This window comes from Actinospica durhamensis (assembly GCF_018139695.1).
Classification (GTDB): domain Bacteria; phylum Actinomycetota; class Actinomycetes; order Streptomycetales; family Catenulisporaceae; genus Actinospica; species Actinospica durhamensis.
Genome location: NZ_JAGSOG010000071.1, coordinates 20,046 through 34,222, shown reverse-complemented (window position 1 = coordinate 34,222; position 14,177 = coordinate 20,046). Strand labels below are relative to the sequence as shown.

Here is a 14,177-nt window from a genome sequence, read left to right as displayed (position 1 = left end):
GGCGGGGTCGGGCAGCTGCGAATACGTGGCGCCTTCGGCGTCGGTGATGGTGGGGTGGCCGTGCTCGTCGAACGCGGCCTGGAAGCGGCGGGGACCGTAGGTCAGCCAGATGGCCGCGTGTCGGTCGAGGCCGAGATCCGGGATCAGGCGGTCGAGGAACTCGTCGAGAGTCTGGCCCCTCGTGGCGGCAAGGTGGGCGAGCTTCTCCTCGGCGCGGTCGGCGAGGGGGCGGCCGACGGCGGCGCGTGCGATGCGCTGCAGCTGGAACCAGGCCTCGTCGGTGCCGAGATCGGTGAGGACCTCGAGAGCCGACGCAGCGCGCTGATAGCCGCCGTCGCGTGGCCAGCCGAGGATCAGCGGGACGAGGCGGCGCACGGTCTCGTCGTCGCCGAGCCGGCCCTGGGCGGCCAGGATCCAGGACTCCTTGGGCGGGTAGTCCCTGGCCCGCCAGGCGGCGAACAGGGCTCGGCCGAATGCCGCGAGGGAGACCGGGTCCGTCAGTTCCCTGACGGTTGCCAGGCCCGCGTAGGGCTCACCGGGGCCGCCGAGGGCGAGCATCGTGATGACGTGCCGCTCGGACTGCTCGGGCAGTGCCGTGCGGCGGTCGCGCAGCAGGATCTGCGGCAGGTGAACCTGGCCGAGCCAGTCGGGCAGCTTCGGGGCGCGGGCGGGTATGAGTTCGAGCGGGTCGACCTCCACGATCGCCCTGACCTCGGCCGCGACCCGCGGACCGTAGATGCGCTCTGCGATGGCCGCCACCTCGACGCCGAGCGCGGGGCCGGCGAGATGGCGCAGCACCGCTTCGGCGGCGGGGCGCAGCTTCTTGTCGGGGCCCACGGCGTCCGGGACGAGCAGGACGGCGGCGTCATCGCGGTGCCGGGCGAGCCATGCCTGGGCGGCCGCGCGACCGGCGCCCGGACGCTGCCACCACCGCGCCATCAGCCGGGCCACCCGCGGGTCCACGATCGGCTGGAGCACGGCGGCGCGGTGGATCAGGTTCCTGTTGTCGCCCTGGTAGAGGATCGGGGTGATCGCGTCGGTGCCGAAGCGCACCAGCAGCGGGCCGAAGGCGTGGAGCTGGTCCATCTGGCCGAACTCGGCGCGCAGGGAGGCCAGGGCCAGGCGCGCCTCCGGCTCGGGGGCGTGCAGCAGGACGCTGCGGACCTCGATGTCCTGGCGGCCCGCCCCACGAATGTTGACGTTCTCGAGGATCGGCCGCCAGTCCGCGTCGAGGGCCTCGGGCAGGCCGCGGTTGAACTCCTCGCGCTCGCCGGGGAGCCAGTCGATCCGGCACAGGTCGGCAGGGGGTGACGGCTGCGGCGCGGAGTCTTCGGCTCCGGCCGCCCGCGTCCGCGCGCGTGTCCGTTTGCGTTCCCACGGCGGGTTCACCAGCAGCTCGGGCAGGGACCCGACCGGCGCGGTGGGACGTCCGGCGATCCGGGCGCCGAGTTCGTCCACCACCGCCCGCTGCGCCGCGCTGAGTTCGGGCCGCACGCTCGCGACCAGGTCGGCGTGGCGGACGAGGTGGCCGGCCAGCAGCTCGCGCGCGGCCTGTTCGTTGCCCTGCGGGTCGCGGATTCCGACGATCTCGCCACACGCGGCCGCAGCCAACAGGCGCAGGGCGCGACGCGGGAAGCGCTCGGCCGCTTCGGCGGCGGCGGTCGGGATGTGCTTGACCGCCAGCCGCGCGGCCAGGACGGCGAACGTCTCGTCGTACGGCATCCGGGCCAGCACCTCGAGCAGGGTGCGTCGCACCGCGGCGTCCGCCCAGGTGTTGTCCAGCGTGGCCGAGAACAACGGAGCCGAGGCCGGGCCGAGCGCGATGGCGAGTGTCCCGACGAGGCCGAGATCGGTGTGCCCGACCTGGAATCCCCTGCGTTTCCTGAGCGATTCGAGCTCTTCGACGCTCGCGAGCGAGCACTGCAGCAGCGGCACCCACGGCCGCCACTGGCCCGTCAGGGCCTTGACCTTGCCGAGGGTGATACAGGCCTGCGCCACCCACGCCCGTTCCGTCGGCAGGAGGTACGCGAGCAGGACGCGCTCGCGCAGATCGGGCTGCCGGCTCTCGAGCAGCCGCACGACCTGCGCGTACTCGGCCTCCTCGGCGGCGGCGAGGTAGGAGCGCAGCTGCCGGAACAGGCTCTGCCGATCGCGACGCAGGCCCGCGTCCTTGGAGACGACCAGGAACGGTTCGGTGCGGTAGTAGCGGTCTGCGACGGAGATCCGCACCGTCTCGAGTGCGGCCTGTACCGCGAAGAACAGGCCGTGGGCCGTGATCCAGGCGTCGAGGTGCGGCTCGAGTTCGGATCCGGTGGTGGACTTGGCGACCAGGGCCATGGCCGCGGCGCCGGTGGGCGCGGCGCGACCGGCCAGTTGAGCGCGCAGCGCCTCGGCGAGTTCCGGCTCGTTGCGCGGGTTGTCGATGATCGCCGCGCCCGTCTCGGCCACGTGCGCGCCCAGTGCCTCCAGCGCCGCCGTGGCGCCGGTGTGCGCGGGCCCGGGTATCGCAGGGACCTGCGCATCGCCGCGGCGCGGGTGGAGCACGCGCAGCCACTCGGCCGGAATCACCAGCTCGTCCTCGTCCCCCGCGACGACGGTCTCGGCCTGCACGTTTCCCCTCCTCAGCGCCTGTTTCCCCGCCCTTGTCGAGCAGTTGACGCCATCTTAGAGAGATCCACCGACAAGAAACGTGCGGTCGAGTCGCGGGGACGAGCGAGCGATCTAGCGGCGATGCCAGTTCGCGTACAGGTGGGCGCAGGCCAGGCCGAGGGCGACGCCGCCGCCGAGGCCGAGCACGGTGACCGACCAGCGCAGGCCGCGGCCGGCGGTGGCGGCGCGGGCGAGGTCGGAGCCGATGAGGCGGGGCACGCGCCACAGGTAGGCGAGGACGTGCACGGTCATCGCGGCCGCCCAGGCCAGGAAGCTGAGTTTGTGCAGCATCAGCAGGCTGAGGCCGAAGTACGTCGGAGCGGTGCCGTCCACGCCGAGCAGGATCCCGGTGCCCATGACGGCGAGCGTGGTCAGCACGACGAAGGGCCCGAGCACGCGCAGCAGCGGCTGCGGCGGCCCCTTGCGGCGGTAGGCGGGCGAGCCGGTGTAGTAGCGGCTGAAGCGGTAGAGCGTGGAGGTGAGTTTGACGCAGATCGGACCGACGAGCGCGAAGCCGATCAGGTAGTGCCAGTAGAGCAGCCGGCTCAGCGACAGGATGGTCAGACCCTCGGCCGCGAAGAGCACCAGCAGCGCGGCGCCGGTGACGGCGGTGAGGCGCTCGTTGCCCTCCGGGCCGGATATGTCACTGTGCCCGGGCCCGCCGGACGCGCGCTGTCCGGCCTGGCCGGCGGCGGCCGATTCGGACCCGCCTGCCGCGTACCTGGTGCGGGCATGGGTGGCGGGCCGCCGAGCGGGGTTCGACATCGTCGCCCGAGACACGGTTGCGATACCTCCTGATCACCCGACGGCCCACCGGGCGGATTTACCCAGAACCCGCCTTCCCGCGGGCACACCCAGAGCCCGCAGCGACGATCCTGCCGGGCCGGGTGTGCGGAAGGAGCCAGGAACCTGCTCAGAACCGGTTAAGATCTCCGGCCGGGGGCGCGGCGGCGCACGAGGCAGGGGCGATAAGTCGGGATGGATCGCGCGAAACGGGCGCGGCGCGCGCTACGTCGCGGGCCCGAGGTCCAGTTCCGCGGTCAGGCCGCCGCCCGGGGTGTCGCGCAGGAACGCGTCGCCGCCGTTGACCGCGGCCAGGCGCTGCACGATGGCCAGGCCGAGGCCGTGGCCGCGCGGCTCCGGGTGGCCGTAGCGGTGGAACGCGGCCTGCTTGCGCTCGTCGCTCAGGCCGGGTCCGTCGTCGACCACCCGGATGAGGGCGCGCCCGTCCCGGCGCAGCGCCTCGATACGTACGTGCCCTGATTCACCGACCGCCTCGAGCGCGTTGGCCACGAGGTTGTCGAGCATCTGCTCGAGGTCGCCGGCGCCCAGGGCGGCGGTGACCGGTTCGGTCTCCTCGCTCAGCCGCACGCCGCGCTCGGCCGCGACCGGCTCCCAGGCCGCGAGGCGCTCGCGGGCGACGGTGTCGATGCGCACCGGCTTGCGCTGCGGGACCGCGGCCTCGGTGCGGGCCACCGCGAGCAGGCCGTCCACCAGGCGGGAGAGCCGGGCGATCTCCTCCTGCGCCGCGGCGAACTCGGCGGCGGCGTGCTCGTCCGGGACGTCCGCGGCGAGCAGGTCCAGGCGCAGCCGCAGCGCGGTGAGCGGGGTGCGCAGCTGGTGGGAGACGTCGGCGAGCCAGGAGCGGTGCCCGCGCACCAGCGTCTCGATCCGCTCGGCCATCCAATCGAAGGTCTCGGCGAGCCTGCGCACCTGCTCGGGGCCGGTCTGCGGGTCCGCGCGCACGCTCAGGTCGCCCGCGCCGAGCCGGGCCGCGGCGTCGCCGAGGCCTTCGAGCGGACGGCTGACCCAGCGGGCCAGGCGCACCGAGAGGTACGCGGCCAGCGCCAGCACGCCGAAGCCGGTGATGGCGAGCCAGCCCCACATGGCCTCGATCCGGTCGTCGGTCGGGTCCATCGACCGGGCGTAGACCACGGCGCCGGTCACCTGCCCGTCGTCCCCGACCGGCACGCCGACCAGCAGCCACTGGCCCTCCTGCGTGGTCAGGTCCTCGTCCGGGTTCTCGCCGTGATCGCCGCCGAGGACGCGCCGGGCCAGCGCGTTCGCCGGGGAACGGAAGTCGTGCGGGCACTTGCTCGCGTTCAGCTCGACGCCGTCGGAGTCGTAGACGGTGGCGCAGTCGCCGCGCGCGGCGGCCGTGCTGAGGGCGGCGAGCATCTCGGCGTCGCTGTGATGATCAGACAGGTGCTCCTCGGCCGCGTTGGCGACGGTGCGCGCGGCCGAGTCGGCGTCGAAGCGGAAGCTGGTGCGCTCGTTGCTCGCGATGGAAAGGCCGAGCGGCACGACCGCGAGCACCATCAGCGTGCTGAGCAGGGCGATGAAGGTCCCGGCGATGCGGCGGGTCATGGGCGGCGGGTCACCGGGTCGCGGGGTCGGGGCCGGGGTCGGCCAGCCGGAAGCCGCGGCCGTACACGGTCTCGATCAGCCCGGGCACGCCGAGCTTGCGCCGCAGCGCGGCCACGTGCACGTCCAGGACCTTGGTGGGGCCGTACCAGTGAGCGTCCCAGATGCGTTCGAGCAGCGCCTGCCGGGTGAAGACCCGGCCGGGGTCCACGGCCAGGCACTCGAGGATCTCGAACTCGCGCGGGGTGAGCGCGATCTCCTCGCCGCGCACGGTGACCTTGCGGGTGCGCGAGTCGACCATGAGCGGGCCGTGGCGCACCGCGCTGGGGGCGACGGGCTGGATCCGGCGCAGCACCGCCCGGATCCGGGCGAGCAGTTCGGCCAGGCCGAAGGGCTTGACCAGGTAGTCGTCCGCGCCCTCGTCCAGCGCGGCGACCCGGTCGCCCTCCTCGCCCCGGGCGGTGACCACCAGGATGGCGCAGGTCCCGCGCCCGGCCAGGCGGGCGCAGATGTCCAGGCCGTCGCCGTCCGGCAGGCCGAGGTCGAGCAGGACCACGTCGGTGGGCTCGGCGGCCAGCGCCTGCGCGCCTGTGCCGACCGAGCGCGCGCTGTAGCCGGCCCGTTCCAGGCCGCGCACCAGGGACCCGGCGATGCCCGGGTCGTCCTCGACGACGAGCACACTCGCCCCGCCGCCGGTCCCGTTCGAGCTCGCGCCTTCGCCCATGCTCGCGACTGTATAACGCCGTACGCGGCGAGGCGAAGCCGCTCAGACCACCGGCGTCACCCAGGGCTCGGTCGAATCGATCAGCCGCCCGATGTAGCCGGTGGCGCCGATCAGCAGCACGAACGCGATCAGCAGGGTCACCCCGGCGTGGCCGTGCGCGACGGTGAGTGCTCCGCACAGCGCGCCGAGGAACATGGTCAGCACGGACAGCAGCCGCCGCCCGGTCTTGAGGCCGTGGCCGGCCGTCCGGCTGTCCGCGCTGGCGCCGGTGATGGTCATGGTGAGCACCGTCGTGGTCAGGTCGGGCACCGCCAGGGCCCGGGCCGCGGCGTTCTGCACGCCCATGGCCAGGCCGAGCAGGATGATCAGGGTGTACCGGCTGCCCGCCTCCCGGGTCGGCACGGTGGTCTCGGCCACGATGTACGCGGCGGCGACCAGGACCGTCTGGATGAGCAGGGCGGCGTACAGCAGGCGGGCCCGGTGCTCCCGGCGCAGCTGCGCGACGTGCCCGCCGACCAGCGCGCCCGCGGCGAAGGCGACCAGCGCGGTGATCGAGGCGGGCAGCGAGAAGCCGGCGGCGCCGGCGATGGCGAAGCCGCAGAAGACCACGTTGCCGGTCATGTTCGCGACGAACACGTGGCCGAGCACGAGGTAGCTGTAGGCGTCGACGAACCCGGTGATGAGGGTGAGCAGGAGCAGCAGCGGCGCGAGCGGGCCGTGGCGCTCGCCCCGGACGGGGGCGACGGTGTGCCAGGCTCCGAGGAAGACTTCGGACATACCGCCCGACTCTAGGGCCTGAGACCGCTCGGGGCGCCCAAGACGCAGGGTGCTGCGCCGGGAAGCCGGATCGGCCGGCCGGGCTGTGCGCCCGACCGGCCGACCGTGTCACGTGTCGTTCATTTCAACCGTTGATCCCACCAAGGGATCGGCGGCCTTGTCAGCAGCCGTTCAGCCCGGCCCAGGTCAGCACCGAGTCGCTCGCGGTGTACGAGCTGTCGGCGCCGTTGAACAGGAAGGAGCGGTTGTTGACGTAGGCACAGGAGCTGCCTTCCTCCACGTTCGTCCAGGTGCCGTTGAGGTCGAACTTGTAGGCGAGGGTGTCGCCGGAGTTCGACGGCACCAGGATCTGCCACTGGTTCGCGGCGATCTTCGTCATCGGATACAGCCCGGCGGTCCAGTCGTTCGCGGAGGACATGCCGATCCCGAGGGCGGAGAAGTCACCCGAGATGTACACCTCGTCGCCCGAGGGCGTGCTCGAGGGCACCGTGACGTCGATGACCGCCTGGGCGTTCCCGCAGGTGTTCGGGCCCGCCCAGTCGGCCACGGTGTCGGTCTCGGTGCCGCCGACGGTGACCGACCGGTTGGCGACGTAGCCGCAGGAGGCCGTCTCCTCGACGTTGTTCCAGCTCGCGCCGAGGACGTACTTGTACTGCAGACTGGCCGCGCTGGAGGCGCTGACCGTGAGGGTGTAGTGGGTGTCGTCGACCTTGGTCATGGCCAGGCCCGACGCGGCCCAGTCGCTGCCGCCCTGGCCGAGGACGGAGAAGTCGCCGTCCAGGTAGACCCCGTCGCCGGAGGCCGCCGTGTTCACCGGGACGGTCACGTCGAACGTCTCGGTGTAGCCGACGGAGGTGGTCGCCGAAACGCTCGACGAGGCCGCGGAGACGTCGCCGTTCGTGTCGTAGGCCTCGACCGTGTACGTGTACGCGGTCGCCGGGCTCAGGCCCGTGTCCGTGTACGAGGTCGACGTCGTGGTGCCGACCACGCTGCCGTTGCGCAGCACGTAGTAGCCGGCGACGGCGTAGCTGCCGCCGGTGCTCGACGCGGTCCAGCTGAGCGGGACCGTGGTCGTGGTGACGGTGCCGACGGTCAGGCCGGTGGGCGCGTTGGGCGCGGTCCCGGCCGAGTTCGTGGTCGCCGTGACGGAGGAGCTCGCCGCGGAGGACCCGGCCGTGTTCGTCGCCTCGACCGTGTACGTGTACGACGTCCCGGCGGTCAGGCCGGTGTCGGTGTACGAGGTCGAGGTGGGGGTGGCGACCGAGGTTCCGTTGCGCAGCACCTTGTAACCGGTGGCCCCGCTGGATGCGGTCCAGGACAGCGAGACGGTGCTCGAGGTCTTGGCGGTCACGGTCAGGCCGGTCGGCGCCGCGGGGGCCGAGACGGCGCAGGTGCTGAAGGTCTGGCAGACGATCGCGGGGGTGTCCGCGTCACTGCCGTGCGAGATGTCGTCGGCCAGGCGCACGTACTGGGCCATCGACCACATCAGCGGCGTGGCCGAGTTGTCCGGCTGGCCCAGGCTCCAGCCGGTGCCCGAGGCGCTGGCCGCGGTGGAGCTGCCCCAGACCTGCTCGGAGATCTGGCCGTCGGCCGACGCGGAGGCCTGCATGACCTCCAGCTGGGACTCGGCGCCGCTGGTGGCGCCGTCGGCGATGTCGTACTCGCCGCGCTCGCCGTTGAACACGGGCCACAGGTTGCCCACGCCGGCGCCGGTGTAGTCGGCCCCGGTCGAGGTCTCGCCGTATCCGTCGTGGTTGTAGCGGTGGTACATCAGGCCCTGCGGGGTGGTGACGCCGATGGTGGAGTCGACCACGGACAGGGAGTTGGTGATGTCGGTGGCCGAGGCGGACTTGATGCCCAGGCGCACCAACTCGAGGAATCCGGCGTCCACCACGGCGCGCTGGTCGTAGCTGCCGCCGCCGTTGGAGATGCTGATCGTGTTGGAGTCGTTCGGCGTGCCGTTCGGGGCGATACGCACGAAGTACGAGCCGGAGCCGAGCGATCCGTCGGTGGTGTAGGTCCAGCCGTCGACCTCGGAGGCCCAGGTCTTGGCCGTGCTCAGGTAGGTCGCGGCGTCACTGGTGTCACCTTGGGTGGTGGCCAGGGAGTAGGCGCAGACCAGGCCCGCGATCTCGGCGGCTATCGTCGAGGGCGAATATCCGCTGTTCTCCTCCCAGCGGTCCTGACCGGTGTAAGGGCCGTTGGAGACGATGTAGTTCGCCTCGGTCTTGAGCGTGGCCCAGTCGGTGGAGCTGGTGTCGCCGAGCTGGTAGGCGAGGATCAGCGGGTCGGCGGACTCGTCCATCTGCTGGCCGGACCACTCCTGGTTGCCGTTGAGCCAGGTGTTCTGCTTGGCCTCGCCGCTGGATTCGATCTCGTACTTGAGGATGTACTGCAGCGCCGCCGCGGCGTCGGTGGAGTCGCCCGAGGCCAGCAGCGCGCTGGCCATCTCGTACTCGTCCCGGGTCCACACCAGGTGGTAGCCGTGGTTGCCGGCGCTCGCGGCGCTGTCCGAGGCCCCCCATGGATCGGTGGGCGAGGCGACGAAGCCGCCGACGTAGGTCTTGTCCTCGTCCGCCTTCAGCTCCATCAGCGAGATGTAGTACTGGTTGAGCAGCGCGGCGCTTCCGGTACCGCCGGCCGACGCGGGCTCGACCGAGGCGGGCGGGGCGCTCAGGCCCGCGAGCCAGCTGTGCCAGCCCGACTCGAAGCTGCTCTCCAGGGTGCTGAAGCCGCTGCCGAGGGCGGTGGCGGCGTCGGTGATCGCCGAGGACTCGGTGGTGTCGAAGGCGAGCGCCAGGGTGAAGGTGGTGGATCCGGAGGAGCTGACCGGGATCTGCGCGGTCTGGTCCAGGTGGCCGCTGCTCGAGACGCCGGAGTAGGTCGTGGCCAGGCCGTATCCGGAGGTCAGCTCGGTGGCCCCGGAGCTGCTGGTGCCGACGTAGCCGGTGCTCGAGCCGGTGAACCCGGTGCTGGCGGCCAGGGCGCTGGCCACCGAGCCGTTGACGGCCTCGAGGTCGCCGCTGGTGGAGTCGGTGCCGCCGGTGTTCCCGTCGCCCTGGTTGTCCAGGTACGGCTGGTAGTCGGCGTAGAGGTAGAGCGGGCTCGAGGTCTCGTTGGTGAACGTCGTCTGGATCAGGATGACGCTCGCGTTCGGGTCCGCGATGTAGGTCTTGGTGATGCTGAAGTCGCCGTTGGTCGCCGTGTTGGTCTGCTGCCAGGTCAGCGAGGTGGAGTCGGCCAGGGTGACCGCGTGGGTGGTGTTGGAGACCTCGGAGTCGGTGAAGCTGGACCCGTTGGTGACGTAGTACTGCAGGCCGTAGGTGTCGGGCTCGTCGTCTTCGGGGTAGAAGGCGTTCTCGAGTTCGCCGTCGCCGATCGTGTACGCGACCTTCGAGGTGGAGCTGGTCGAGTCGGCGAAGCCCTGGACGCCGCCGGACTCGTTCCAGTAGGGGGTGGATCCGGGCCCGCCGGAGGCGGTGGCCGCGGAGGCTGCGGCCGTGACGCCGGTCAGCAGGCCGGCCGTCAGGGCGAGGACGCAGGAGACGGAGATCAGGGGACTGTGTTGGCGGCGCCTGCGGGGTGCCGAGGCCATCGTTGCGTTCTCCTTCGAACGAAGTTGGTCGACGGGTAGCGCCAACCCCGTCTGACGGGCCGTGTGGGTGCCCGCTCGACGGCCGCCTGGTTGGTTGCGCGACCGAACAAAATTGGTGAGCGGTGCGTAACGTAACAGACAACGAAGACCTCCGCTAGGCCTTCCTTGGGGCTATTGCGGCGGGGCTCGGGGGCATCCTGGAGGGCAAGTCTCCGATGATTGTTGGATCAACATCCAAAACCTCCGACGCATCCGCCCGGCGCGGGCAGACCCGTTCACGCCCCCGTAGCCGCACGCCCCCGCTCACCCGGACGGCTCCGTACCCCTGCGCAGGGCGGCTCGGGACGGGCTTGGATGAGGACAGGCGACGAAAGGAGCGGTCATGCGCAGGCTCCGGCGTTCCATCACGGCCGCGCTCACGGTCGTGGCCGCGGGCGCGCTCGTCCTCGGCCCCTCCGCGGGCGAGGCGCTCGCGGGTACCGGCGGGGCCGTCCCCGACGGCGGCCCGATGATCTTCAGCGGCACGGCCTCCATGCAGGCCGGCGTGGTGCTCGACGCGATCGGCGACCACGTCCACGTCGGCACCTGCTCCGGGCGCGACCCGGTCGGTATGTTCAGCTCCTTCACCGCGTACCTGGTCGAGGTGCCCACCCCGCTGCTCGGCGGGAACCTCGAGTGCGGCAAGCAGATCGCGGTGACCAACGCCTCGGGCACGAGTGTGAACGCGACGATCGTCGGGTCTTGCGGTTCGTGCTCCGGCAGCGATCTGGCGTTGAGTCCGACTCTCTACGCCCGGATGCTGAGCGTGGACAAGCACGCCTCCAGCATCCCGGTGACCTGGAAGTTCATCACCTGACGCGGTTCCGGGACCCACGCGGGGCTAGCCGGGCGCGAGCAGCCCGGTTTCGGGAGCGCGCGGGGTGAGGCAGTAGACGCCCCCGGCCGGGTCCCGCATGACGCTCCAGATCCGCCCGTCGCGCAGGTGGCGGGCGCCGAGCCGCTCGTGCCAGGCCCGGACCGCGGCGACGTCCGAGCAGGCCACGTCGATGTGCGCGCCGGCCGGTCCCGGCTCGTCACATCGTTGCAGCAGGATCCGGACCGGAAGATGCGGCGGCGTGGCCAAACGGCCGAACTCCCCGTCGCCGGGGTCCGACGCGGGCCAGCCGGTGAGCGCGGACCAGAAGGCCGATTCCCGCGCGAACACGTCCGGACCGATGTCCAGGCAGACCTGGTCGACCCGGGTGCGCGCGCCGGACGGGGTGGTGACGACCGGGGGCCACTGGGCCTGGCCCGCCCACTCGGTCAGGCAGAACCGCTGCCCGCCGGGCGAGCGCAGCACCACCAGGCCCTGCTCCCGCAGCACGGGTTCGGCACCGAGCGCGAGGGCTTGGTCCGCGGTCTCGGCCAAGTGGGCCACCTCGAAATCCAGGTGCGCGCCGCCGCCCTCGTCGACGCCCTGCAATTTCAGGAATGCGTCGCCCCGCGCGGGCAGAAAGGTCGCGAACCGGCCCTCGTCCCCGCGCCGCGGCGAGAGTGTGGTGTCCGACACGCGCGCCCAGAACCGCGCGGCCTCATCGAATTCGGCCAGCGGCCGGTCCACGAATGCCCACACCCAGCGCACGTCCGACACACACTCCCGAGCCATACCGCGACCCTAACGCAACCGAGAGACGTTCTCGTCAAAACTTTTGTTCTCCAGGCGAGTTCGAACCCGTAGAATCGCAGGCCATGGAGAAGCTCGACATCGCGATACGCCCGGCCGTGCGCGAGGACGTGCCGCAGGCCGCCCGGATGCTGGCGCGCGCCTTCGCCGACGACCCGGCGTTCGCCTATCAGCTCCCGCACGAGCCCTCGCGCGAGTGGCGCCTTGTGCGCTATTTCGCCACGCTGCTCAAACGCGAGGCGCTGCCGCTGGCGGCGACGGAGGTGGCCGTGGTGGAGGGCGGGATCCGGGCCGCGACCATCTGGAAGCCGCCGGGCGCCTGGCAGCCCCCGCTCCCGGTGCAGATCGCCGCGCTGCCGGGCTACATCACGTGCTTTCAGGCCCGGTCCGTGCGCGCGCTGCAGACCGAGTCGGTGATGTTCAAGGAGCACCCGGAGGATCCGCACTGGTATCTGCACGTGATCGGTACGGATCCGGCGTGGCAGGGCAGGGGGATCGGCGCGGCGCTGCTGCGCTCGCGCCTCGAGCGCTGCGACCTCGAGGGCCTGCCGGCGTATCTGGAGTCGAGCAAGCTCTCCAACGTGCCGCTCTACGAGCACTTCGGCTTCGAGGTGACCGGCGTGCTCGGGATGCCCGCGGCCGCCCCGCCGATCACCAAGATGTGGCGCCCGGGGCGGCCCGCCGTGGGAGTCGACCCGGACGCCTAGAGCCCTGACTCAGACCCCGGTCGGCGCGGCCTGCTGGTCGCGCGCGGGGCGCTGGCCGCCGATCAGCTGGCCCTCAAGGGCGGCCAGCTGCTCCGGGGTGCCCATCGAGCGCGGGCCGATGAACCACTTGCGGGCCGAGATCCCCCACCACAGCCCGGCGCCGCCGATGACCAGCAGGAACGCGGGCAGGGTGTAGGGGAAGTTGCCCCAGGTGAACACGGGCTGGACCACCGGCAGGCAGAAGAGCACGTCGGCCAGGGCGACCCAGCCCACTGCGATCCAGCCGACCAGGTAGGACCAGCGGCCCAGGTGCCAGGCGCCGCGTTCGAAGTCCCGGCCCAGGCGCAGCCGCAGGAACACCGGGATCGCGTACGCGGTGTAGAGGCCGATCACGTTCACCGTCACGGCCGTGGCGAACGCGACGGTGCTCCACAGCTGCAGGGCGCCGATGAGCAGCGCGCCGAGGCAGGAGAACCAGACGGCCACCCGCGGGGTGCGGCTGTCCAGGTCGACCGTGCTCATCAGCTTCGAGAGCCGGTGCCTGCGGCCGTCGTCGGTGCGGGCGAAGTCCCGGGAGAAGGCGTAGACCATGCGCGAGTTCGAGGCCAGACATCCGTTGACGCACACGAACAGCGCCAGCGCGAGGCCGAGCACCAGCAGCTTGCCGAAGGTGAAGCCGAGCGCGTCGACGAAGATGTCGCCGACCGGGCTGTGCGTGCGGGTTCCGGCCGCCTCGCTGGCGTAGTTCTGGATCGCCGAGGACAGCGCGTAGATCACGATCGCGCCGACGACGGTGGCGGCCAGGATCGCCCGGACCATGCCGCGGGCCGCGGCCACGCCCGGCTGCTTGGTCTCCTCGGACAGGTGCGCGCACGCGTCGTAGCCCACGAAGGTCTCGGCGCCGACCAGCAGGCCCAGGATGGAGACGTACCAGCCCCAGTGGAAGGTGGAGCGGTTGACGAAGGTGGTCAGCACGAAGCCGACGCTCTGGTGGTGGGCCGGCACGACCAGCAGCGCGACGATGATCACCAGGCTGAGCACGGTGTTCCACCAGATGCTCAACGCGCCGAAGAAGCCGATGATCTTTCCGCCGAAGGAGCCGAGCACCGCCATCACGATCAGGACCGCGACGTAGACGATGCCCTCGAGGGTCGGGGTGACCTTCCAGCCCCACTGCATGTCGCCGAACGCGCAGGCGAAGAAGGTGAAGCCGTAGGAGGAGGCGGCGACGCCCGCGACCAGGCCGACCACGTTGAACCAGCCGGTGAACCAGGCCCAGGCGGCGCTGTGGTGCCGGGCCAGGCGGGCGGACCAGTAGTACAGGCCGCCGGAGGTCGGGTAGGCCGAGGTCAGCTCGCCCATGGAGGCGCCGAGGGCGAGCACCAGCAGGCCGACGCCGAGCCAGCCCCAGAACACCACGGCCGGGCCGCCGTAGACCATGCCGATCAGGCCGTAGGTCAGCGACATGCCGCCGGTGACGCAGATGATCGAGTAGGCGACGCCGGCGTTGCGGAATCCGCTCAGGCCGCGCCTGAGCAGCTGCGGATAGCCGAGCGCGCGCAGCTGCTCGGCGTCCGCGGCCTCGGCCGCCTCCGCGGCCTCGAGCGCGGTGGCCTTGCCGGTGTCGATGCGGATGGGAGAGTTGCGCACGCGGACTCCAGGACGGGGAGAGTGGTTCTGGCGGGGGTGGGCGTGGGT

At 71.9% G+C, this 14,177-nt stretch carries 10 protein-coding genes; 2 read left to right on the top strand and 8 right to left on the bottom strand.

Annotation, left to right across the window (positions count from 1 at the left end; translation table 11 throughout):
- From KDL01_RS16195 to KDL01_RS16170, 6 genes are all read right to left on the bottom strand, one after another.
- Positions 1-2,610 (bottom strand): hypothetical protein (locus KDL01_RS16195; protein ID WP_212529329.1); only part of this gene is annotated, 2,610 nt, incomplete at its 3' end.
- Positions 2,611-2,721: 111 nt separating this feature from the next.
- Entirely contained in the window at positions 2,722-3,429 is a 708-nt protein-coding gene (locus KDL01_RS16190; RefSeq protein ID WP_212529328.1) for a hypothetical protein, read from the bottom strand.
- A 228-nt stretch (positions 3,430-3,657) separates the two neighbouring features.
- Positions 3,658-5,016: a sensor histidine kinase gene (locus tag KDL01_RS16185; RefSeq protein WP_212529327.1), complete on the bottom strand. Its 1,359-nt coding sequence runs from the start codon at positions 5,014-5,016 to the stop codon at positions 3,658-3,660.
- 10 nt (positions 5,017-5,026) lie between these two features.
- The gene (locus KDL01_RS16180; RefSeq protein WP_212529326.1) at positions 5,027-5,737 is read right to left on the bottom strand and encodes a response regulator transcription factor; all 711 of its coding nucleotides are present in this window, start codon (positions 5,735-5,737) and stop codon (positions 5,027-5,029) included.
- Between the two features lie 42 nt (positions 5,738-5,779).
- Positions 5,780-6,514 carry a YoaK family protein gene (locus KDL01_RS16175; protein ID WP_212529325.1) on the bottom strand — a complete coding sequence of 245 codons (735 nt, stop codon included), beginning with the start codon at positions 6,512-6,514 and terminating at the stop codon, positions 5,780-5,782.
- Between the two features lie 160 nt (positions 6,515-6,674).
- On the bottom strand, positions 6,675-10,109 hold the full coding sequence (locus tag KDL01_RS16170; protein ID WP_212529324.1) for a glycoside hydrolase family 15 protein: 3,435 nt from the start codon (positions 10,107-10,109) through the stop codon (positions 6,675-6,677).
- Positions 10,110-10,491: 382 nt separating this feature from the next.
- Between KDL01_RS16170 and KDL01_RS16165 the strand changes: the two genes are divergently transcribed.
- Positions 10,492-10,965 (top strand): RlpA-like double-psi beta-barrel domain-containing protein, encoded by a 474-nt coding sequence (locus KDL01_RS16165; protein ID WP_212529323.1) that lies wholly within the window; start codon positions 10,492-10,494, stop codon positions 10,963-10,965.
- 24 nt (positions 10,966-10,989) lie between these two features.
- Here KDL01_RS16165 and KDL01_RS16160 read toward each other — a convergent pair whose 3' ends face one another.
- The gene (locus KDL01_RS16160) at positions 10,990-11,754 is read right to left on the bottom strand and encodes a VOC family protein (protein ID WP_212529322.1); all 765 of its coding nucleotides are present in this window, start codon (positions 11,752-11,754) and stop codon (positions 10,990-10,992) included.
- Positions 11,755-11,837: 83 nt separating this feature from the next.
- On the opposite strand from KDL01_RS16160, the gene KDL01_RS16155 reads away from it, so the two are divergent.
- Complete coding sequence (locus KDL01_RS16155; RefSeq protein WP_212529321.1) at positions 11,838-12,479, top strand: GNAT family N-acetyltransferase; 642 nt, start codon at positions 11,838-11,840, stop codon at positions 12,477-12,479.
- A gap of 9 nt (positions 12,480-12,488) precedes the next feature.
- Here KDL01_RS16155 and KDL01_RS16150 read toward each other — a convergent pair whose 3' ends face one another.
- Positions 12,489-14,129, bottom strand: a complete 1,641-nt coding sequence (locus KDL01_RS16150) for an amino acid permease (protein WP_212529320.1) — start codon at positions 14,127-14,129, stop codon at positions 12,489-12,491.
- Between the last annotated feature and the right edge of the window lie 48 nt (positions 14,130-14,177).